The organism is Sporolactobacillus caesalpiniae, assembly GCF_040513385.1.
In the GTDB taxonomy this organism is placed as follows: domain Bacteria; phylum Bacillota; class Bacilli; order Bacillales; family Sporolactobacillaceae; genus Sporolactobacillus.
The window spans coordinates 210600-231430 of record NZ_JBEVCB010000002.1; the positions used below are offsets into that span (position 1 = coordinate 210600).

Genomic DNA, 20831 nt, shown 5'->3' on the forward strand with positions numbered 1-20831 from the left:
ATGATGCCAAAGGTGAGTGAAGCTCATTTCGCGCAACGAAGAAAGCAAATCCTTCAGGCCGCCCAGAGTGTTTTTTCCAACAAAGGCTTTGAACCGGCTACGATGCAGGACATTGTGAATGAAGCCGGAATGAGCCGCGGCGGTGTCTATCAGTATTTCTCAAGCACCGAAGCAATGATGCGCGCATTATTGGAAGACAATAATATGGAATTTGAGAAATTTATTCATTCGCTTATTGAGAAACACACAAGTATGTGGAACGCGGTTCAAGATTATTTAGAGGCATTAGCGCATGAAGCTGGTACTCCTTTTTCCATAGCCGTCTATGAATACTTTGTCACCGGATGGCGCAATGAGGAACGAAAAACGTATTTAAGAAATCGTTATCTGAAAGGTCAATCCATTTTTTTACGTCTTTTCCAAGAAGGCGTTCGCCGCGGCGAATTTAGTCCACAGCAGCCTATTGAAGCAATTACACGTTTTTTTATTAACACGACCGATGGAATTGCTCTAGAAGCGGCACTACTGGGGCATGAAACGGTTGGTGCCGCAACTCAAATTGATGCCCTAAGGCTCTATCTCAAAGCGGCTTTAGATATTTAATAGATTAAAAGGTCCTTTGCAAAAAAGCAGAGGACCTTTTAATTTATAAAATTTTGTGAATCACCGTGCAATCAGCGCTTTTCGCTGCATAAAATCAATATCTTTATAATAAGTATTTTTGACAAGCACATTGGGCCCGAGACACTTGACAGCAGGACAATGGCAATTCAGCGATTTTGCGAGCGGGGTCATCAACCAGTGTTGATAAGCATCTTCAAGTGCTGTTGTTTTAATGTTGCCCAGTGCCGGCGCATCACCAAAATCAGTCACGATAATATTGCCATCGAAAATGTTAACATTAAGCCGAGAACGACCATCCGGGTCATTACGAACCGTTACATTTTTCTCATGATACAGACGTTCAAGCAATGCCAGATCCTTCTCATTTTTATTGCAAGGATAAAATGGCAAGGTACCGAACAGCATCCACACGTTCTGGTCACGACAATCAAGCAAACGATGAATACCGGATCGGATCTCATCAAGTGAGGCGACTTGTAACGCGCTGGCAAAGTCGCTTGGATACATCGGATGTACTTCATGCCGTTGACACCCCATCGCTACCACTTGTTCGTGAATCCGTTCAAGATGCGGCAATGTCCGCTTATTGATCATCGTTTCCGCTGAAACGATGACACCGCGTGCTGTCAGTTCCCGTGCGTTTTCAATCATGCGATCAAAAAACAGCCGTTGTGCTTCTATTTTCGGTTTCTTCTCCATTACAGCGAAACCAATAGTGGAATAATCTTCGAAGCTTCCATAGTTAAATGAAATATGAAGCACGTCAAGATATGGAATAATCAGTTCATATCGCGCTAGATCAAGCGTCAGATTCGAATTGATTTGGGTTCTCAATCCGCGTTCATGCGCATACTTTAAGATGGGTACCACATACTCTTTCACCGACTTGAGTGACAGCATCGGTTCGCCGCCTGTGATACTTAAAGCGTGAAGATCTTTCGCTTCGTCAAGACGTTTGAAAATCAAGTCTAATGGAAGGGCATCCGGATCGCGTTTCTGCAAGGTATAGCCCACCGCGCAATGCTCACACCTCATGTTGCAGAGCGTGGTTGTGGTAAACTCCACATTCGTCAGTGTTAAATGTCCGTAGTGCTCCACATCAAAATAAGCTTCCCACGGATCATTTTCAGGACTGATCGGCGCTGTCCTTATGCGTTCAATTGTTGTCATGCAACTCCTACCCTTTCAATATGAATTTACGCTATTCATACTATACCATATTGAAAAGATAATTCACGAGTTTGTCACATTTTAGATTGGTCATCACAATATACGCAAACCCTACTTAGGCTGTCTGAACACCACCAACTAAGTGTTTGGTAATATAGTCTTTTGTTTCATCAATTCCACTACCCTCAATAACGATCAGGCATTCATGATCATGAGAAAACAAAATAAAGGACAGAAGTTCAGAAAGACGATGAACCTTTTGCGATTCATTTTTACCATATACATAAATATTTTGATTCCACTGCGTGCAGTAACCATAGAAATCAATGAATTTGTTTAGTTTCAGTTCCGCTGGGTTGAATTTGAAAGAAACGATGTTTGGCATCGCTGCAGGCACTTCCTTTCGCATAATTAAGATACCTTTATTGTCACACATTTCCGGCAAATTCTGAACGGGGTTTTTTTGTCGACTAAACACTAGTTTGGAAGAAGCAGTTCACAAAAAATTGTTTGACAACTTATTCTGATTTTTGAATGAACGTCCGGATAGTTTTCCTTAAATTTTTAACTTTTATATTTTCTTACCCGCACAAAAAACCGGATTTCATTTATGACCTGAAAACCGGTTGACATCGGGATCATTTGTCAATAGAAGAGACCCACAATGATAAGGAGAATAAACATCACAACGATGAGAATAAACATACTGCATCCTCCTCTATTTTTCTATATCTTATGCAGTCATGTCCCCATTTGTATCAGCACGCGCACATTTTCGACAAATCTTGGTGTCCGCTTATTGAGCAAAGATTACGGCTAATTCCCGAAAAAGCCTAGTGGATGCCATTCTTACTTTATTGTTTTATGCGGTCACCATCTTTGAATATGTCCGCACAGTAAACAGGTAGCAGATCGTGTAGATGAGTGCATAGATACCCATGCAGATGGCCACGGGTATGGTCAAGTCATCTTCCAGCATGCGTGATAGTGCTACTAACGCGATCGTACTATGCAAACCACCCATTACAAGCGGGAGAACAAAAATAAAACCTACCCGTTTTGCAATCGTGCCCCTGATTTCTCTGTTCGTCAGGCCAAGTTTTTTCAGAATAGTAAACTGCGGTTTTTCCTGAACGGCTTCATTCAACTGTTTAAAATAAATAATACTTCCAGTCGCAATCAGGAAAACAAGACCGAGGAAAGCACCCATGAACATCATCAGTCCATAGACTACACTATTAGAATGGTATATGCCATAATAACTGAATACACCGTAATATTGAGGATTTTTTTCGCCGACCTTTTTTCCAAGATTCAGCATTGCGTTCGTGAATTGATCGTCCACTTGTTCTAAGTGTTTCTGATCGGAGAGATCAACTTGGGTTAATAGTATTGATTTACTTTCTTCTGATAATTTCTGAAACAGTGCATCGTCAACTACAACAGCGTCTGTACATGAAAAATGCACCATTCTATATCCAACATAACGCACGATTGTTTTCTGCATTTTACCACGCTGTTCACTCCAAATAGATCCATAATGTCCAACATAACGGTTCGTAAACTCTTTCTTATAAAACTTTGCCAGCATCGTTGCTTCATTTTCATTGAGGTGAATCCGATCCTTCTGTCCGTAACGCGCTGCCACTTGGTTATAGGCAGTCTCAGAAATGATATTGAATTCTGCTGTTCCACCATCATATTCCAATAGCTGCACGTCTAAATTAAGCGCGGGGACAGATACTTGCGAAGTGATTTTATGGCGATCACCATCTGCGCGTAATGCGTTGCGAAGTAACTGGTCCGCTTGATCTTGCTGATCTGCAGGAATCAAGTACTCATAGCCATGCGGAAAATTCTTTTTTGTTGCCTCCCCGACCTTATAATATAAACTATAACTTGTCCCAACGGATACCAGTGTTATCGTACTCATCGTTGCAATCACGGTTAATACGCGTGCGTTTTCTCTCATCCGACAATAAAGTTGCGAGATATCAATTATATGGGTTCCTTTATAGTAAACGTTTTTTCGTTTACGCATTTGTTTGAGACAAAAAACAGTCAATGATTGGAAGAGCAGATAGGTACCGGCAATCATGCCAAGGAGAATCGTAAATGCGAGAACAGGCAGTCCAAATTGCCAAAGCGGCGGTTTCAAATCTTGAAGTACAAGCCAATAGCTGGTACTGATGAACACAACGGCAAGAAGTGCCTGAAGAACCGATACCTTGGGCGCACGATCAACTTTTTTCTCGTCGTGGAAAAGCTCCACAAGCTGAAATTGATAGATCAAGCGGTAGCCATAAAGTGAGGCCGTCACGATGATAAAGAGGAAAACACCGATCGTCTCAAGAACAGCAGGTAATGAAATCGAAAAGTGGACGGTCACTACGTTATCCATCAGTTTCATAAGAATCATAATAAAAAATTTAGAGAGCAGTATGCCTATGAATATACCGACGGCAAGCGAAATGAAACCAAGAATTAAATTTTCATAGAAAAGCATCCAGCCGATCTGTTTTCTGCGCAAACCCATCAGCGCATACAGGCCGATTTCCTTCTTGCGTCTTTTTGTGAAAAAGCTGTTGGAGTACCAGACGAATAGAGCAACAAAGATAAGCAGAACAAACGAAGCAGCTTGAAATGCGGTGTTGATTTTAACAGAATTCGTTGCAGCATCTTGTACCTCACCGTTATATTGAATCGATACAAAGGTAAAGAAAATCACTACACTGAAAATCATTGATCCGAAATAAAGAAAGTACTGAAAAAAATTCCGAGCCATGTTTCGGCGGGCGAGCTTAAATAAGGTCATTTTCCTCACCTCCTAAAGCGGAGAGCACATCGAGGATCTTTTGAAAATATTCTTTTCTTGTGAAACGGCCGCGATCAAGCTGGGTGAAGATCTCCCCATCCTTAATAAACAAGATGCGGTGACAATAGCTCGCGGAGAATGCATCATGTGTCACCATTAATAAAGTTGCCATCTCTTCCTCATTGAGACGTGTCAATAGTTGCAACAAAGTGGTTGCTGATTTTGAATCGAGCGCGCCTGTCGGTTCATCTGCAAAGATAAGATCCGGTTTGACAATGATCGCACGTGCAATGGCTGTTCGCTGTTTTTGCCCACCTGAGATTTCATTAGGATACTTTTCCAGTAAATCCTCTAGTCCCAAATTTTCTGCAGTTTCATGAATACGTTGTTCAATTTCATTCGCGTTTTTTTTAGCCAGAGCTAGGGGGAGCGCAATATTTTCTTCAACGGTCAGTGTATCAAGCAAGTTATAGTCTTGGAAGATAAAGCCCAAATGCTCTCTTCTGAAAATCGCCAGCTCTTTTTCATTCATCGTAAGAATATTCCGACCGTTAACTTCAATCGTTCCGTCAGTTGGCCGGTCAATCGTCGACATGATGTTCAAAAGCGTTGTTTTTCCTGAACCAGATGGCCCCATCACACCAACAAACTCGCCCTTTTCAACCGAAAGATCAAGGTTTCGTATTGCAGTATAAGTCAGTCTTTTGTGTCCATAGACTTTCTGTAATCCTTTTGCACTCAGCAGCATCATAAACAGCCCCTTCATTGTTTCATCCATTACTTTTTCATTGTAAATGACAACGTGTCGGGGTTCCCTCGAAATAGCTTACAGTTTAAGCGTCAACCTTACATTTTCGTCACGTCTCTGGCCTGCGTCCAATTTCAGTGTAATCCACATGATCTGGAAACTCTAAAATGACTTCCGTCCCCTCACCCTGCACCGATGTCATTGATACATAATGACCCAGCTTCTTAACCAACGTTTGGACAAGATAAAGTCCGATCCCTGTGGCATGCTTTGTTTCTCTTCCTAGCGATCCAGTAAATCCCTTTTCAAACACACGTCTGAGATCTTCGGGAGCAATTCCACATCCGTTATCCTTGATGATCAGTGCACTGCACTTCGTCCTTCTCTCTCCTGTGATGGTTAATAAGCCTTGGGCATCCATATACTTCAATGCATTTGAGATAATCTGATCAATGATGAACAGCAGCCATTTTTTATCCGTCAGCACCTGAATCTGCAAATCATTCATCTCAACTTTGATTTTCTTTGCGATAAATAACTTAGCGTTTTTTTTTCAGCAACTGATTAATGATCGATTTTAACTCGTACTCGCTGATCAAATAATCGTTTGAAAAACCCTCTGTTCGCGAGTAATAGAGCGCTCGCTCCACATTGCGATCAATCGCATCAAGTTCATCTTCAAACTTATCAACGAGCTGTTCCTTGCTCTTATCTGAGCTTGCAGCGATCAACATTTTTCCTGCTGCGATCGGTGTTTTTACTTCATGAACCCAAGCGAGAACGAAGTCTTTATTTTCTTCAATTTCTGCCTGTAATTGATTTATATAATGTCGATGATCCTGATCAATTTTTCGCAGCATGCGGTGAATCGCCTGCTGTTCGCGCGTTTTCGCAATTGGCAGAGACAGTAACCGATCGTTCATCAAGCCCTCAGCTGCATTCTTAAGTGCCGCTAGATAACGTGATTGTCGATAATAATCAGAAAGTAAAAAGGCTATAAAGAAAAAGAACAGTACCCCATTCAGATAGAGCAAATCGCTCTTCTTCAGTTGCAATGAAGGTACGACAATCAGAAAGGTGGTAAGAAAAACACTTGAAGTTATGTAATAAATGAACCATAGTCTTTGATCGTTTAAATAGTCGGTTATCTTCATTGCAACTGATACCCTTGCCCTTTTTTCGTTTTGATCCACTCTTTCATACCAAGTGCATCAAGCTTTTTCCGCAATCGAACCATATTTACTGTCAGTGTATTGTCATCGACAAAGCTTTCATTTTCCCACAAATCGCGCATGATCTGATCTCTGGAGATAATTGATCCTGCATGTTTCATGAACGTGTGCATCATTCTAAACTCATTTTTTGTCAGTTCAATTGACTGGTCACGGTACATGAGTACATTCTCTGTGAGCTGAAGAATCGCGCCATGATATTCCAAAACTTGTAGACTGTTCTCCATATACGAATAGGTACGTCGGAGCAACGCGTTAATTTTTGCTGTCAATACATCCAAATTAATTGGTTTGGTGATGAAATCATCTCCGCCCATATTCATCGACATGATTTTGTCCATTACCGTATCACGTGATGAAATAAAGATAATCGGTACATTTGATAGTGCGCGAATCTTCTGGCACCAATAAAATCCATCAAACACAGGAAGATTGATGTCAAGCAAAATCAGCTCGGGTTGATAGCTGATAAAGCACGCGACAATCTGCTCAAAATCGATTGCAGCTTTAGTATTGAACTTCCATTTTTCCAATGTTTCTGCAATCATCTCACGCATCGTTGAATCATCTTCTACGATCATTATCTTAAACATTCATAGGCTCCTCTCACTTAGATCCATCCGTTGTCTTTTGCCTTTTTTGCCGCCTCTTGTCTCGAATGCGCGTCCATCTTTTGAATAGCCGTTGACAAGTAGTTGCGTACTGTCCCTTGTGTCAGATGAAGATCATCCGCAATCTGTTGTGTGCTTCGACCTGTGAATGATTGCCTCAGGACTTCGCATTCTCGTTCAATGAGCGGGTTCTCTCCAGAGCAATAGAAGGCTGTAGCTAACTCAGGACTGATAAGCCGGCCACCGCTGTGTATATAGCGCAGATGAGCAATTAATTCATTTATCGGTTCGTCCTTAAGTATGTATCCGGATGCGCCAGCTTTCATCGCACGTTCGAGGTACCCGGGACGCGCGAATGTTGTCACGATCACTACTTTACAACTGGAGGATGATCGTTTTATTTCTTCAGCGACCTCTAATCCGGTCATTCCAGGCATTTCAATATCCGCAATTAAAAGATCAGGCGTTCGTTTTTTTATTAACTCAACTGCATCTCTGCCGTTTCCAGTCTGACCAATGACCTCAATATCATCTTCCATTTCGAGCAACTGGGCAAGTGCTCCGCGCAGCATGCCTTGGTCCTCGGCAATCACCAGTCTCATAGGCCCACACCAGCTTTCTTCTCATTCAGAGGTAATGAAAAACAAAGGGTTGTACCGCTCTCTTCAGTTAAAAAATCAACTGTGCCACCGACTAACTGCATACGTTCACGCATGGTATGCATACCGCTTCCCCCTGAAAGCTCTTTGCCAATTCCAACCCCATCATCTTTAACTTCCAGAACCAATTTTGGGTACTCAACTCTTGCATAAATGCGGCAATGCTCTGCCGCACTGTGTCTTGCTACATTTGTGATTCCTTCTCGCAAAGCGAGACTCAGCATCGTCTCATCAGACGACTGAAGCTGAGGCCATGTCTCCGGAGAACATATAGTGACAGAGATGCCCTTCATTTCGAGAAAACGTTTTGATTCATTAAGTTCCTCCGTCAACGAATGATGCCTGTTCGAGGAAACAATCTCCCGAGTCTGACGCAATGCTGATCGGGTTATTTGTTCAATTTCGCCGATTTCTCTCCTCACTTTGTCCCGGTCCTGATCTATGAGCCGCAGAGCAAGTTCACTTTTGAGAACGATCATGGTCAATGTATGCCCTAACGTGTCGTGCAGATCACGCGCGAGACGATCGCGCTCCTGTTCCTTTACCAGCGTCACAATCTGTTCATTCGCGTGATCCAATTGATGGTGCAGGTTTTTGGTTCGTTCGTGCATAAAAACAGCTGTCGGAATTACCGCTTCTACCAGTAAAAAGACAACCTGGTACGGGTTATCAAATGCAAGCGGATCTCCGTTAACAACCAAAGCTACGATCAAATAAGCAATAATGAGTCCAACGCTACCGATCACTAGATTCCTTACTTGTTCAATATAACCAAACAGAAACACCAAGCCAATAGCATAAAACATCATGGACGGATCCACAACAATAGAAACAGCGGTTAACGCTGCAATCCCGAGCAAGAAATGAAGGAGTAGTGCCAGATAACCCAGCCAATACATCTGCCTGAACACATAAATGAGTATAATACCCGTGATTAAAGCGGTGACTTTGCTTGTTAGATTGTCATCTTGCAAAGCATTGATGAAATATTGAGGAAAAATGATCAGTATCCATAGATAGGGGTAAGGACCTGTCGACTTTGGAAACAGCTTCACACCCACACTTCCTTTCATACATACCGTGCATCCCTTTCTCTAGAATACGCACAAATCGGCATTCCGTAAATCATCCAAAGCTATTCTATTCAATCATTTTTCTAGTATCATTTATCCAAGCGTCAGCAAATACATTTAGAAAAGGTAAGTTAACCCTTTTGGCAGCCTGAATCCAATTTTGTTCATCCTCATTTAACACAATCTTCCCATGAGACAGAACATGAATGTAAAAATGCGAAAAATGCCTGAGATCATCGATCCGATGTGTCGCAATGAATATGGTTTTCCCTTCTTTTTCCTGAAGCAAATTGATTTGCTCTATAATTTGTCTTGCAGCGTAAGAATCTACTCCAGCCGTCGGCTCATCAAAAATATAAAGCGTTTTATCAATGAAACAGTACAGCAGAATGGTAAACCAGCGGCGCTCCCCCGGAGACATTTTGCCATATTGCATTTTCCAGAGATACCGGACCTTCTTGAATGATTCCTTATCATATCCCAGTTTTTTTTCAAACAAATAAGGATTCATATCTCTGAAACGATATTGTCCACTGGAACAGAGAATCAGTTCTGCCAGATCTTTACCACAAAGCGTACTTAAAATCGGCACGCCTTGGATTTGGTATACAAGATCCTTTTCCGGCACTTTATCATGGATCTGAGCGTCGGTACGAATCAATCCGGATACCACATCGAAAAGTGTCGTTTTTCCTTCTCCATTCTCACCGAGCAGAACATTTATAGATTTTGGCATGATGTTTATGGATAGATCGTCAAAGATGATTTTGTGATTCTTAGGGTAATGGTATGACAGATGATTAATCAACAACAAGAGCACCTCAATTTCGAAAAATCGGTAATATTTTCATGCGCTTTAAAGAATAAAATCCGACCAATAAATAGATACAGGTTGCTAATACCATTACAGACGGTGGTGAAAAAGTGACATTAGGAAAGATACGAGACAGAAGCGCCCGGCCAACCTGTGACGCATAGTCAATTGGATTGATAATCGTAATAATATGGTCAACAGTGGCTATTCCAGAAAAATCATTCCATGTTAGCGCAATAAAAAAGAATATAAGTATGTTCATGATTGGTTGAATCGTTTCTTGGCGGACGTTCAATGCGACGAAAAGCAAGAAAAGCGCATAAATCGGAAGCTCGCAAATGAAAATCATGGCGAACGTAATCCAAAGAAGTGTGATGAACGGGAGAGAAAAAAATACACTGCACACTATATCGAGTACCCAGGTGGAAACAAGAAGTACCATTAACTGTGAACTATACTTGGCTGCGATTACTGCCCATCGATTGCCTGAAATAAAAACAAACTGCTTCAGAAATTGATCCTCGCGCAACATAACGATTGCCGGTCCACTGCCTAACAGCCCATAGAGCACAATCATGTATCCAGTCCAGAAAAGAATCATTTCCATGGTGGGTAATGGTTGAGGTTGTTGAAAAATTTTACTTCTCATAGTGTAAATAATCGAAAAAAGCGGCACACCAAAGGTAAAAATGAAATTGATTTTATAATAAAACATCACACGCAGAAAATGCTTAATCAGAGGAATACATTTTATAATCAGCAATAGCCCCACCTCCTAAAGAAAAACGATAAAAGTTATCTACGTTATCCGTTTTCTCCTCTATAAGAAGTGTAGGCGGTCTGATGCATCAGTACCAGTTCCAACAATCATAAAAAAAACATGACAGGTGTCATAAACGTCACAAATAACTCAGGCAGCGTTGATAAAAATTTTAGTTTCTCTAAGATTAATATAAACTAAAGAGGTACGGGAGCTTTTTCTCCCGTACCTCTTTAGTTTACATAAGAACAAAACCGATTAATTCAAGATTCTCCGAACTACACCGCGGAAATGGGAACTCCAGTACGAGTTGCTCATGCTGACAACAGCAACACCTGTGCTGCTTTGCGATCCGATAAAACGTCCGCCACCAAGATAAATGCCGACATGTCCATTTGTTTTATATGTATCAAAGAAAACAAGATCACCAGGTTGCGCTGATGCGTAGCTTACCGCCCTGCCTTGGCTGACCAATGCACCGGTGCTTCGTCCGACACCAACACCATTAGCGGCAAATGCTGCATGAACAAATCCTGAGCAGTCAAATTGTCCGGTTGACGGATTTGAAGCGCCAAACACATAAGTTGATCGCCCAATATATTTATTGCCATATCCAACGATACCGGAAATACCGCCGGTTGCAACAGATGCTGACAACCCTACGGATTGAGTTCCTGAGTTGCTCGATGAATCCCCATTATTTGACGAGGTTCTATTCGTAGTTGAACTGTTCGAATCGCTTGATTTATTTGATTGATTCGACTCACTCGATTGGTTCGAATTATTCGAAGGATTATAGGAAACCGGCTTAATTGATGCGCGTTTCAGATCGTCTGCCGCACTAGCTAGAGAAGCAAGCTGAGCAGATACACTATCCTGCTTATTATCCAGCGCCTTCGAAGCGATTTTCTTCTTCTCCTGAAGAGCAACAACTTCTGACAGTGTCTTTTTCAGCTTTTCCAGGCTTGCCACATTAGCCGCTTGTTTTCTTTCGACGCTTGCCTTCTTCGTTTTCACCGCAAGCTGATCATTTTTCTGATCTGTAATTATTTTTTGGTCTTGATTTGTAATCGTCGTGAGTGCGAATGTACGATCAATAAAATCGCCGAAGTTCTTAGCGCCAAGCAGGACATCCAAATAATTCACGGATCCGCCATTCTTATAGATGGAAACCAACCGATCATTAAGTAGCGCTTTACGATCTTCAATGCGTTTATTAATTTCTGTAATTTCCGCTTTCAGTCCGTTGATCTTATCGTTCGTTCGATTTATGTCGGATTGGCCATCACTGATCTCGCTTGTCAATTGCAACTGTTTCTTGTTCATTTCAGCCAATTCATTTTGAATCGCTTGCTGCTGCTTTGTCAGCTGATCCTTAAGAGATTTTTGTGCGGCGGTTTTACTATTGATTTCGCTTAATGATGGTGATGCGTATGTAACAGATGGAACTACGGAAGTGTATGTCAGTCCAAACGTCAGTGCCAATGTCACGGTTGCTTTTTTCTTATTAATTTTCATGATCGGCCTAGTTCCTCCCCAAAACAATCATTCTCTTTTTTTAGTGTTTCCTCTATGACTTTTCTATTATTTTCTTTTTATCGACCTTTTTATTATAGCACCCTATCTTTTGCAGCTGATATTAAGCTTATATGTCTTTATGAAACATAATTGTAATATTAGCTCGATATTTCACGAATAGAATCGTTTATCTTTTGTAATTATTTTGTAATATAATTATTTTTTCGAGAATTTTGGTTTATTTCGTAAATAAATGCTAGGAATAGGACAATTTGATTGAGACATACATTAGCCATGTGAAACAAAATGAGTGTGGAGGTGAGACCATGTTCCTTGTTGCTGGATCGGTTATGCTGACTCTTGTCCTCTTTAATCAGCTCAGGGAAAAGCCTTTAACTGGGAGACTGTACCGACAGCCTCTTGCCCTGCTAATATGCGCAAGCTGCGCGCTTTCCACTATGCACGCACTGCCTCTCATCGATTGGTGTATGATCATGGCGACACTCTTGTTTTCCTTTGGTCTAGGCTTGATTCAAGGTCGGTTCACCCCACTTCTGAATCATGATGGTGCATGGTATTTGGCAGGATCCATCATGTCGGTACTGATATGGTTTCTTTCAATACCCATTCGCTTTGCACTTAAATACGTTTCCATACACTACCTGGCGTCAACACCTTCATTAAATGGATCCTCAAGCTTTATTATTTATTTCATTTTTGTTGCAGGGTTTTTATTAGGTCGCTACAGCATGCTGCTGCTCAGATATCCTTCTTTGCTAAAGAATGTGGGTCAAAACGAGCAGAAATTGAAGCGTCTCCGCGAAGTACGCTGAAATCAGCCAAATAAACCATACTTTCCAAACTACAGAGCAGCTTATCTAAGCGCTGCTCTGTTTATTTGCGTCCATTAGTTAGCAGTGCATAGTTAATTAAAATTCCACTTACTTCCTATATAATTGTCAAATTTCAACATAAAACGAGCTTTCTCTTATTAAATGAACATCTTGAAAACCAAGAAGTGTGCCTGTATCTTGACTTTTATTTAAATTGAATTAGAATAGTTGAAGGTTTCAAGTATCTTTTTTTTTACACAATAGTAACATGAATTAATCTGCTTCTGTATGATATAATTTAGAATTATTGTGATCTCTAAAAAATGAGAGTAATACTCTATACGATCAATTTTCGTTTCCAGGAGGTTGAACAAACGTGAGGCATTTGTACGCTGCAAGTCAACGTATGCTATCAAAAAAATATACACTCTTCTTGCTCACGGTTATCTTATTTTGGCTGAAAACTTATTTTGTCTATTTGACCCAATTTAACCTTGGTGTAACCGACAAGATGCAGCACTTTCTGCTCTTCATTAATCCGATAAGTTCTGCACTTTTGTTTTTAGGAATTGCCGTCATTTTTAAAGGACGATTGCAACAATGGCTTCTAATTATCATTAGTTTCCTGCTTTCGTTTTGGCTTTATGCAAATATTGTTTACTATCGCTTTTTCAATGATTTCATTACCTTCTCGACAATGACCCAATCAACTGGAAATGCCGGTGATTTAGGCGGCAGCGTTGTTTCGCTTATGAGCGGGCTCGACGTATTTTTCTTTTCGGATACGCTGATTATTCTCTTACTCGTTCTCTTTAAAGTGACCCGCCCTTTCACTGAGCGCTGGAATATTCGCGCGATCTTTACCGTATTTGTGTCTGCTGTCATGATTTTTATCGTTAATTTAAGCTTAGCTGAAACAGATCGTCCGGAATTGCTCAGCAGGACATTTGATCGAAACTACATTGTCAAATATTTAGGTGCTTATAACTTCGCTATCTATGACGCAATTCAGAATGCACGTTCAAATGCGCAACGAGCAATGGCGGACAGCAGCGATATTAATGATATTCAAAACTTTACAAAATCAAATTTTGCGGCACCTAATCCGGAGTACTACGCGAAGGCAAAAGGGATGAATGTGATTTATATTTCCCTTGAATCTCTGCAAAGTTTTATTATTAACTACAAAATGCCCGACGGAACAGAGGTCACTCCTTTTCTGAATAAGCTGGCTACAGGTGTCGACAATACGACTTATTTCAAAAATTTCTTTCATCAAACCGGATCAGGAAAGACATCCGATGCCGAATTCATGATGGAAAATTCTCTCTTCCCTCTTTCTCAGGGCCCTGTTTTCCAAATGAAGGGATTTAACGCGTATCAGGCTGCTCCCGCAATGATGAATCAGCGCGGATATGAAACAGCCGCATTTCATGGTAACGTTAAATCGTTCTGGAATCGCGACCAAATGTATAAATCACTCGGTTACGAACGATTCTTCGACTCAAAATATTACGATATGAGCGCAGAGAATACTAAAAATTATGGAATGAAGGATAAGCCCTTTCTTAAGGAAACGATGCCTTATCTGACTAATTTAAAGCAGCCGTTTTATAGCAAACTGATTCTATTGTCCAACCACTTTCCATTCGGGATGGATAAAGAAGATACGACGTTTAAACCTGGGGATTTTGGGGATAGCGTCGTCAATAATTATTTTCAATCGGCTAATTACATGGATCAAGCCATCGAGCAATTCTTCACAGATTTGAAGAAATCCGGTCTTTTTGATAAGACAGTTATTATCATGTATGGTGATCACTATGGTCTTTCTGAAAATCACAATGACGCTATGGCTAAAGTGCTGGGTAAAGATCAGATCACACCATTTGATAACGCTCAACTCCAGCGCGTGCCACTGTTCATTCATATTCCAAAAGTAGCTGGCGGCACCGTATCTACGTACGGTGGCGAGGTAGATGTTCGTCCGACATTAATGAGTCTTCTTGGCATCAACACGAAGAATTACATCCAGTTTGGCACCGATTTATTTTCCAAACAGCATCATCAGATCATTCCTTTCCGCAACGGTGATGTCATTACCAATAAATACTCCATTGTTGGCGGTGAGGTTTACGACAATAACAACGGTCAGAAGGTTGAGGCTTCGCTTGGAAAGCCCTATGAAGATGTTGCTAAAAAGATGCTTGATTACTCGGATAAGGTTATCTATGGTGATCTGCTTCGCTTCTACCATCCAAAAGGATTCGTCCCGCCGGATGTGTCGAAGATTAATTACAACACGGATCAGAAGATTCCACCTGATTCTAATTATGGTATCTCTTCCAACGGTACAAAAAAATGACGAAAAAGCCCTTAACTGGGCTTTTTCTTTTGCCTTCATCCATGGGTTACAGCAAGTTAAATAAATAATTTGTGATTCGTTCCCTATATTTTTTCTTTGTTTCTACTAATGGTTGCATAATAGAATGTAACTTGTCTATGATAGTTATAGAAAGAGAGGTTATCGGTTTGCAAACAGTCAAACGGTTGCTTGTGATCAGTGATATGCATGGCCAAATCGATGCGTTTAACGCGTTGTTGGATAAAGTAAACTATACAATGGAAGAGGATCTTCTCTTCTTACTCGGGGACTACGTCGACCGAGGAAATAATCCTAAAGCAGTCATAAAAAAAGCGCGTGAGCTTGAAAAACAAGGTGCCGTTACTCTTAAAGGGAATCATGAGGCTATGATGGAAAAAGCCCTCGTCGATCGGGATCTCCTAGCCGTCTCACACTGGGCCCAGAACGGCGGCGCGCAAACATTGTCAAGTTATGGACTGTCTATTGAGAATGTATATAAGGAAATCCAGGACGGAACCTTAACCCTTCCTGATGCGCTTCAGGATGATTTAGAATGGATCCAACAATTAAATGTGTATGCAGAAACTGAACATTATTTCTTTGTTCACGCCGGGGTCGATCCTGAAAAAGAGATCAGTCAAACCGATCAGGAAACCTTTTTATGGATTCGAACGCCTTTTTTTGAAGGATATTGTGGCGAAAAAACAGTGATTTTTGGGCATACGCCCACCATGAATCTTCATGATTCAAGCGCAGTTTTCTTTGGTGAAAACAATATCATCGGCATCGATGGCGGTTGCGTATTCGGCGGACAGTTAAACTGTCTGGAATTGCCTTCAAAAGCAACCTATAGCGTAAACTAATAATCCTTCCAGCCCCGCATCAAATTAAGTCTTTTCGAATTTAATCGGCTTATAGGGTGTATATTGCCATTGAATAGTGCCAACTGCGCCATATTTTAGAGCATGTTAGGACATAATATAGAGCCACTTGTGACATCACCAGAGCCACCTCCTGTATAATTGTCTTGTACCACAGGTACAAATTCATTTAATAGGAGGTTTTTGTGTGGTTAAATACCGTGAGATTCTACGTCTTCATGCACAGGAGTTAAGCATTCGAAGCATTGCTTCAAGCGTAGGTAGTTCTAGGAATACAGTCAGTGACGTCTTGAAAAAGGCTGAGGAAAAAGATATTTTATGGCCACTTGAAAAAGATGTTGATGATGCAGAGCTGCAGACACTACTGTTTCCGGAAAAGAATCAATCAGAGGTGAGACAGAAACCGGACGGTGACTACATTCATAAGGAAATGGCTCGGAGCGGTGTAACTCTATCTCTGCTTTGGCATGAATACGTTCAATCGTGCCGCGAGCGAAGAGAGATTCCTTATAGCTATCGGCAATTCTGTCGCTTTTATACCCGTTACGTCACTAAGACAAAAGCAACGATGCGGATTAAGCGAAAGCCAGGAGAAGCAATGGAAGTCGATTGGGCAGGACAAACGGCGTCAGTTAAGGATTCGATCTCTGGACAAGTGCATCCAGCTTATGTTTTTGTCGCAGTCCTTCCCTGCACCCAATACGCATACGTTGAAGCTTTTTTATCCATGAACACGACGAGTTGGATACACGCACATATCCATGCCTTTCATTTTTTTAATGGTGTTCCTCGAACTATTATTCCCGATAATCTTAAGACGGGTGTTGATCATTCTTCAAGTACAAATCCGATCATTAATCGGACCTACCAAGAATTTGCGGAATACTATCAAACTGTGATTATCCCTGCTAGAGTTCGTCATCCGAAAGATAAACCTAATGTTGAAGGCACCGTAAAAATCATATCCACTTGGATTATTGCCGCATTAAGAAATGGTCAGTACTTTTCCATCCAAGAACTCAATGAATCCATTAAAGAAAAATTAGTAGAATACAATCAAAAACCGTTTCAAAAGAAAAATGGAAGCAGACAATCCGCCTTCACGGAGGAAGAGAGCTTTGCGCTGCTCCCTTTGCCAGCTTCCCCATACGAATTAGCCACTTGGAAAACAGCTACCGTACCCTATGATTATCACATATCTGTAGAAAAAATGTATTACTCTGTTCCCTATGAATACTTAAAACATCAAGTAGATATTCGCGTGACCGAACGCATAATCGAAGTCTTCTATCACACGATGCGCATTGCCTCGCATGTTCGACTGTATGGAAAAATGGGTCAATTATCAACAAATCCTGATCATATGCCTGATCAACATAAAGACTATTTAACTTTTACACCAGAACATTTTTTATCCTGGTCAAAAACGATTGGCTCCCATACACATACAATGATCCAAGCGATTCTTACATCCTATAAGGTTGAGAAACAAGCTTTGAAATCCTGTTTAGCCCTTTCAAAACTGGCGGACAAATATTCAGTAGAACGGTTAGAGTCCGCATGCATGAGAGCGCTCAACTACTCTCCACGGCCTAATATTAAGAGCATCGCAACGATCTTAAAAACCGGACAGGACAAGCAGAAACAAGAAGCACTCGAACAAGAAAATAAAAATGAACAGCAAAAATCTCATGGGTTTATTAGAGGCGCAGCTTATTACGGGAGGAAAGAAAAATGACCAACGAAAGTACCCTTTCAAAATTAAATGATCTACGCTTAAGTGCAATGGCTGAGTATTATCATGAACAACTTCACAATCCTCAATTTAACGACCTATCCTTTGAAGAACGTTTCAGCCTGCTCGTGGATCGAGAATGGGATCGTAGGAAAAACAACAAGCTTGCCCGTCTCATTAAAAATGCCGGGTTCCGCTACCCTCAGGCGTGTATTGAAGATATTGAATATCATCCTGATCGCAAACTGGATAAGGCTCAAATTCTACGATTAGCCTCAGGCCATTATATACAAGAAAAGCATAACTTAATTATCAAAGGTGCCTCTGGGAACGGTAAGTCTTACATGTCTTGTGCATTTGGGATCGCTGCGTGTCGACAATTTTATACAGTAAAGTATATTCGCTTGCCAGATCTATTAGATGAACTCGCCGTCGCCAGAGGAGAAGGCATTTTCCAAAAAGTAATGAAAATGTACCGAAAGGTAAATCTTCTTATTCTCGATGAGTGGCTTCTCACTTCATTAAAGGGAAACGAAGCACGAGATTTACTTGAAATTGTAGAGGCAAGACACCAAACAGCCTCCACAATATTCTGCTCACAATTCGATACACAAGGATGGTATGAAAGTATTGGTGAAGCAACATTAGCCGATGCGATCTTGGATCGAATCATTCATGACTCTTATAGTCTCTTAATTGACGGAGAAGTATCTATGAGAGAACGGCATGGGATAAAGAAATAATTGAAGTTGAGCCACCATCGAACGATGGTGGCTCTTATGATGGCAAGAGTGGCTTTCAAATCTGGCCGAAGTGGCTCCGAAATATGGCACAAGTGGACTTCTCCGATGGCAATATACATAGGGCGGCTTGCGAATGTTTACTTAACACAGCGCACTGCGAAAAAGCTCTTCATACAGAGAATAATCTGTATGAAGAGCTTTTTTACTTTCTTAAGGAAACCCCTATGGCGGACCTAGACATGACCGTTGCGACAGCGTCTTCGCCTGCATCAAAGGCTTGACAAAGATAAGTATTCTAAACGTTTACGATTTCCAATCAACTATATGGTTCATTATCCTTATTTAGAAGACTTGTTGTTGCCTGCTTCACTTTTCCAACACCATTGTCTACAAATTCCTTCACGGAAAAATCTTTGCGAATTTCTGCTCCTGATTTTGGGGCAAAAAGCAATGCAATGGAAGCGCCAATCGCACCGCCGACAACTCCGCCAATCACCAGCTCTTTAAAACCGAGGCTGCTGCATGAACATTTCTTGTTTTCCGACCCCATTATTACAGACCCCCTTAGTGGCTTAAGCCAATTTGGCACCTTGTACATTTGTCAAAATTATAACTACTACCGTACGTATAGTATACCATGCGGCATCGTCCTACTGCTGTTTTCCCAAATTTAATTTGAACAATCCATAATCAGTTGGTCATGCCTCGATCATAAAATTATTAGAATTGAATCAATGTGTACTTCTTTTTACCGCGACGCACAATCAAGTATTCATCATCAATGCGATCATCCTGCGTTAGTAAATCGTTCAGATCGGTTCGTCGGTCCCCATTTACATAGATTGCCCCATTGGAAATATCTTCACGCGCTTGGCGCTTGGAAGTCACAACACCCGCTTCAACAAGTAAATCAAGCAATTTAATCGGCTCTTTTGATGGTGCATTGAATGTCGGTACATCCCTGAACCCTTGTCTAATCTCCTCACCGCTAAGCTGAGAAACCTCACCGCTAAACAACGCTTTTGAGATATGCTCCGCCTGTTTTAATGCATGTTCGCCGTGAACCAGAACGGTCATCTCTTTTGCAAGCGTTTTTTGCGCCTTGCGTTCTTCCGGATGCTCCTCAACTTCCTTTGCCAGTGCCTCAATTTCATCCTTCGTCAGGAAGGTAAAATATTTCAAGAAATTCACAACATCATCATCTGAAGCGTTGAACCAGAACTGATACCATTCATACGGCGTTGTCTTTTCGGGATCAAGCCAAATGGCACCGCCCATTGATTTGCCAAATTTTGTGCCGTCACTCTTCGTAATCAGTGGAAAAGTCATCGCAAATGCCTGTTCCTCATGACCACGCTTGCGAATCAGTTCCAAACCTGCCGTAATGTTGCCCCATTGGTCACTGCCTCCGACTTGCATTCGGCAATTGTTTTTTTCATAGAGGTTGAGGAAGTCATAGGATTGCAGCAGCATATAAGAGAATTCAGTAAACGATATACCTGCTTCAAGTCTTGTCTGGACAGAGTCTTTCGACAGCATGTAGTTCAGCGTAAAATACTTGCCGACATCACGAAGAAATTCAATTGTGGACAGTGGATTCAGCCATTCCGCATTATTAACAAAGGTCGCCCTGTCATCTTCAAAATGAAGAAAGTGATTCAATTGATTCTTCAAGCTCTCCGCATAGCTGGAAACAACATCTTTTGTATTTAACTGACGTTCTGTTGAACGGCCACTTGGATCACCAATCATACCAGTTCCGCCGCCGACAACTGCGATCGGATGATGACCCGCCTTCTGCAAGCGCATCATGATCACAATGACGAGCAAATTTCCCGCGTGCAGGCTGCTTGCCGTCGGATCAAAGCCGCAGTAGAACGACATTGGCTTCTTAAGTGCTTCTCGTAAAGCCTCTTCATCCGAAACCTGATTAATCAAACCTCGGTACTTAAGATCATCAATAATATCCATATCTGAAACACCCTTCCACAGTTAACTTGAGATTTTGCCGATTAATAACCGACTGCTTAAAAAAGTGAAGACATAAAAAGCGCTCCTCAAAAAAGGAGCGCTTATCGCACGGTACCATCCTCATTGACTGCAAAAGAAATACAGTCACTTAATTGAACATTAACGGCTGCAGCCGTCTTCTGTTACTCGTCTTCACAGAAGATACTCAGGGAGGTAATTCGCTGCGCCGTTTGCTACAAGGCTCTCACCAACCGCCTGCTCTCTGAAATACAAATTCGA

General features: G+C 41.4%; 20 protein-coding genes, 1 pseudogene and 1 other annotated feature (1 of these 22 only partly in view). Of the genes and pseudogenes, 6 read left to right on the plus strand and 15 right to left on the minus strand.

The window, feature by feature from the left end:
* The first annotated feature begins 3 nt into the window (after positions 1 to 3).
* A complete protein-coding gene (locus ABWW58_RS04470) occupies positions 4 to 603 on the plus strand; it encodes a TetR family transcriptional regulator (protein WP_353868025.1) in 600 nt (199 codons plus the stop codon).
* Between the two features lie 60 nt (positions 604 to 663).
* Here ABWW58_RS04470 and yfkAB read toward each other — a convergent pair whose 3' ends face one another.
* From yfkAB to ABWW58_RS04535, 13 genes and pseudogenes are all read right to left on the minus strand, one after another.
* Positions 664 to 1794 carry a radical SAM/CxCxxxxC motif protein YfkAB gene (gene yfkAB / locus ABWW58_RS04475; protein WP_353868026.1) on the minus strand — a complete coding sequence of 377 codons (1131 nt, stop codon included), beginning with the start codon at positions 1792 to 1794 and terminating at the stop codon, positions 664 to 666.
* Between the two features lie 115 nt (positions 1795 to 1909).
* On the minus strand, positions 1910 to 2203 hold the full coding sequence (locus tag ABWW58_RS04480; protein ID WP_353868027.1) for a hypothetical protein: 294 nt from the start codon (positions 2201 to 2203) through the stop codon (positions 1910 to 1912).
* A gap of 236 nt (positions 2204 to 2439) precedes the next feature.
* Positions 2440 to 2505, minus strand: a pseudogene (locus tag ABWW58_RS04485) (YjcZ family sporulation protein); the annotation flags it as partial.
* Positions 2506 to 2656: 151 nt separating this feature from the next.
* A complete protein-coding gene (locus ABWW58_RS04490; RefSeq protein WP_353868028.1) occupies positions 2657 to 4609 on the minus strand; it encodes an ABC transporter permease in 1953 nt (650 codons plus the stop codon).
* Positions 4596 to 5360, minus strand: a complete 765-nt coding sequence (locus tag ABWW58_RS04495; protein WP_353868029.1) for an ABC transporter ATP-binding protein — start codon at positions 5358 to 5360, stop codon at positions 4596 to 4598. Before ABWW58_RS04495 ends, ABWW58_RS04490 begins: the two co-directional genes overlap by 14 nt.
* A gap of 106 nt (positions 5361 to 5466) precedes the next feature.
* A complete protein-coding gene (locus ABWW58_RS04500; protein ID WP_353868030.1) occupies positions 5467 to 5865 on the minus strand; it encodes an ATP-binding protein in 399 nt (132 codons plus the stop codon).
* Between the two features lie 31 nt (positions 5866 to 5896).
* Complete coding sequence (locus ABWW58_RS04505; protein ID WP_353868031.1) at positions 5897 to 6511, minus strand: ATP-binding protein; 615 nt, start codon at positions 6509 to 6511, stop codon at positions 5897 to 5899.
* On the minus strand, positions 6508 to 7182 hold the full coding sequence (locus ABWW58_RS04510; RefSeq protein ID WP_353868032.1) for a response regulator transcription factor: 675 nt from the start codon (positions 7180 to 7182) through the stop codon (positions 6508 to 6510). Before ABWW58_RS04510 ends, ABWW58_RS04505 begins: the two co-directional genes overlap by 4 nt.
* Before the next feature lie 17 nt (positions 7183 to 7199).
* Positions 7200 to 7802, minus strand: coding sequence for a response regulator transcription factor (locus ABWW58_RS04515; protein ID WP_353868033.1), 603 nt, complete (start codon positions 7800 to 7802; stop codon positions 7200 to 7202).
* Positions 7799 to 8932: a sensor histidine kinase gene (locus tag ABWW58_RS04520; protein WP_353868034.1), complete on the minus strand. Its 1134-nt coding sequence runs from the start codon at positions 8930 to 8932 to the stop codon at positions 7799 to 7801. The genes ABWW58_RS04515 and ABWW58_RS04520 overlap by 4 nt, the downstream gene beginning before the upstream one ends.
* A gap of 67 nt (positions 8933 to 8999) precedes the next feature.
* Positions 9000 to 9740, minus strand: coding sequence for an AAA family ATPase (locus tag ABWW58_RS04525; RefSeq protein ID WP_353868035.1), 741 nt, complete (start codon positions 9738 to 9740; stop codon positions 9000 to 9002).
* Positions 9741 to 9753: 13 nt separating this feature from the next.
* On the minus strand, positions 9754 to 10509 hold the full coding sequence (locus ABWW58_RS04530; RefSeq protein WP_353868036.1) for a hypothetical protein: 756 nt from the start codon (positions 10507 to 10509) through the stop codon (positions 9754 to 9756).
* Between the two features lie 255 nt (positions 10510 to 10764).
* Positions 10765 to 12024: a coiled-coil domain-containing protein gene (locus ABWW58_RS04535; RefSeq protein ID WP_353868037.1), complete on the minus strand. Its 1260-nt coding sequence runs from the start codon at positions 12022 to 12024 to the stop codon at positions 10765 to 10767.
* A 326-nt stretch (positions 12025 to 12350) separates the two neighbouring features.
* Here ABWW58_RS04535 and ABWW58_RS04540 point away from each other — a divergent pair, with 326 nt between their 5' ends.
* The 5 genes from ABWW58_RS04540 (at position 12351) to istB (ending at position 18581) form a co-directional block, all read left to right on the plus strand.
* A complete protein-coding gene (locus tag ABWW58_RS04540) occupies positions 12351 to 12857 on the plus strand; it encodes a hypothetical protein (RefSeq protein ID WP_353868038.1) in 507 nt (168 codons plus the stop codon).
* A gap of 406 nt (positions 12858 to 13263) precedes the next feature.
* Positions 13264 to 15222 carry a lipoteichoic acid synthase gene (gene ltaS / locus ABWW58_RS04545; protein ID WP_353868300.1) on the plus strand — a complete coding sequence of 653 codons (1959 nt, stop codon included), beginning with the start codon at positions 13264 to 13266 and terminating at the stop codon, positions 15220 to 15222.
* Between the two features lie 137 nt (positions 15223 to 15359).
* Positions 15360 to 16085 (plus strand): metallophosphoesterase family protein, encoded by a 726-nt coding sequence (locus ABWW58_RS04550; protein ID WP_177184693.1) that lies wholly within the window; start codon positions 15360 to 15362, stop codon positions 16083 to 16085.
* 205 nt (positions 16086 to 16290) lie between these two features.
* Positions 16291 to 17841 (plus strand): IS21 family transposase, encoded by a 1551-nt coding sequence (gene istA, locus ABWW58_RS04555; protein WP_353868039.1) that lies wholly within the window; start codon positions 16291 to 16293, stop codon positions 17839 to 17841.
* Positions 17838 to 18581: an IS21-like element helper ATPase IstB gene (istB, locus tag ABWW58_RS04560; RefSeq protein ID WP_353868040.1), complete on the plus strand. Its 744-nt coding sequence runs from the start codon at positions 17838 to 17840 to the stop codon at positions 18579 to 18581. Before istA ends, istB begins: the two co-directional genes overlap by 4 nt.
* Before the next feature lie 316 nt (positions 18582 to 18897).
* On the opposite strand, the gene ABWW58_RS04565 is transcribed toward istB, so the two are convergent.
* Both ABWW58_RS04565 and tyrS read right to left on the minus strand, forming a co-directional pair.
* A complete protein-coding gene (locus ABWW58_RS04565; RefSeq protein WP_353868041.1) occupies positions 18898 to 19131 on the minus strand; it encodes a YtxH domain-containing protein in 234 nt (77 codons plus the stop codon).
* A 170-nt stretch (positions 19132 to 19301) separates the two neighbouring features.
* On the minus strand, positions 19302 to 20552 hold the full coding sequence (tyrS, locus tag ABWW58_RS04570; RefSeq protein ID WP_353868042.1) for a tyrosine--tRNA ligase: 1251 nt from the start codon (positions 20550 to 20552) through the stop codon (positions 19302 to 19304).
* Between the two features lie 90 nt (positions 20553 to 20642).
* Positions 20643 to 20831: a binding site (T-box leader), on the minus strand (it continues 29 nt past the right edge of the window).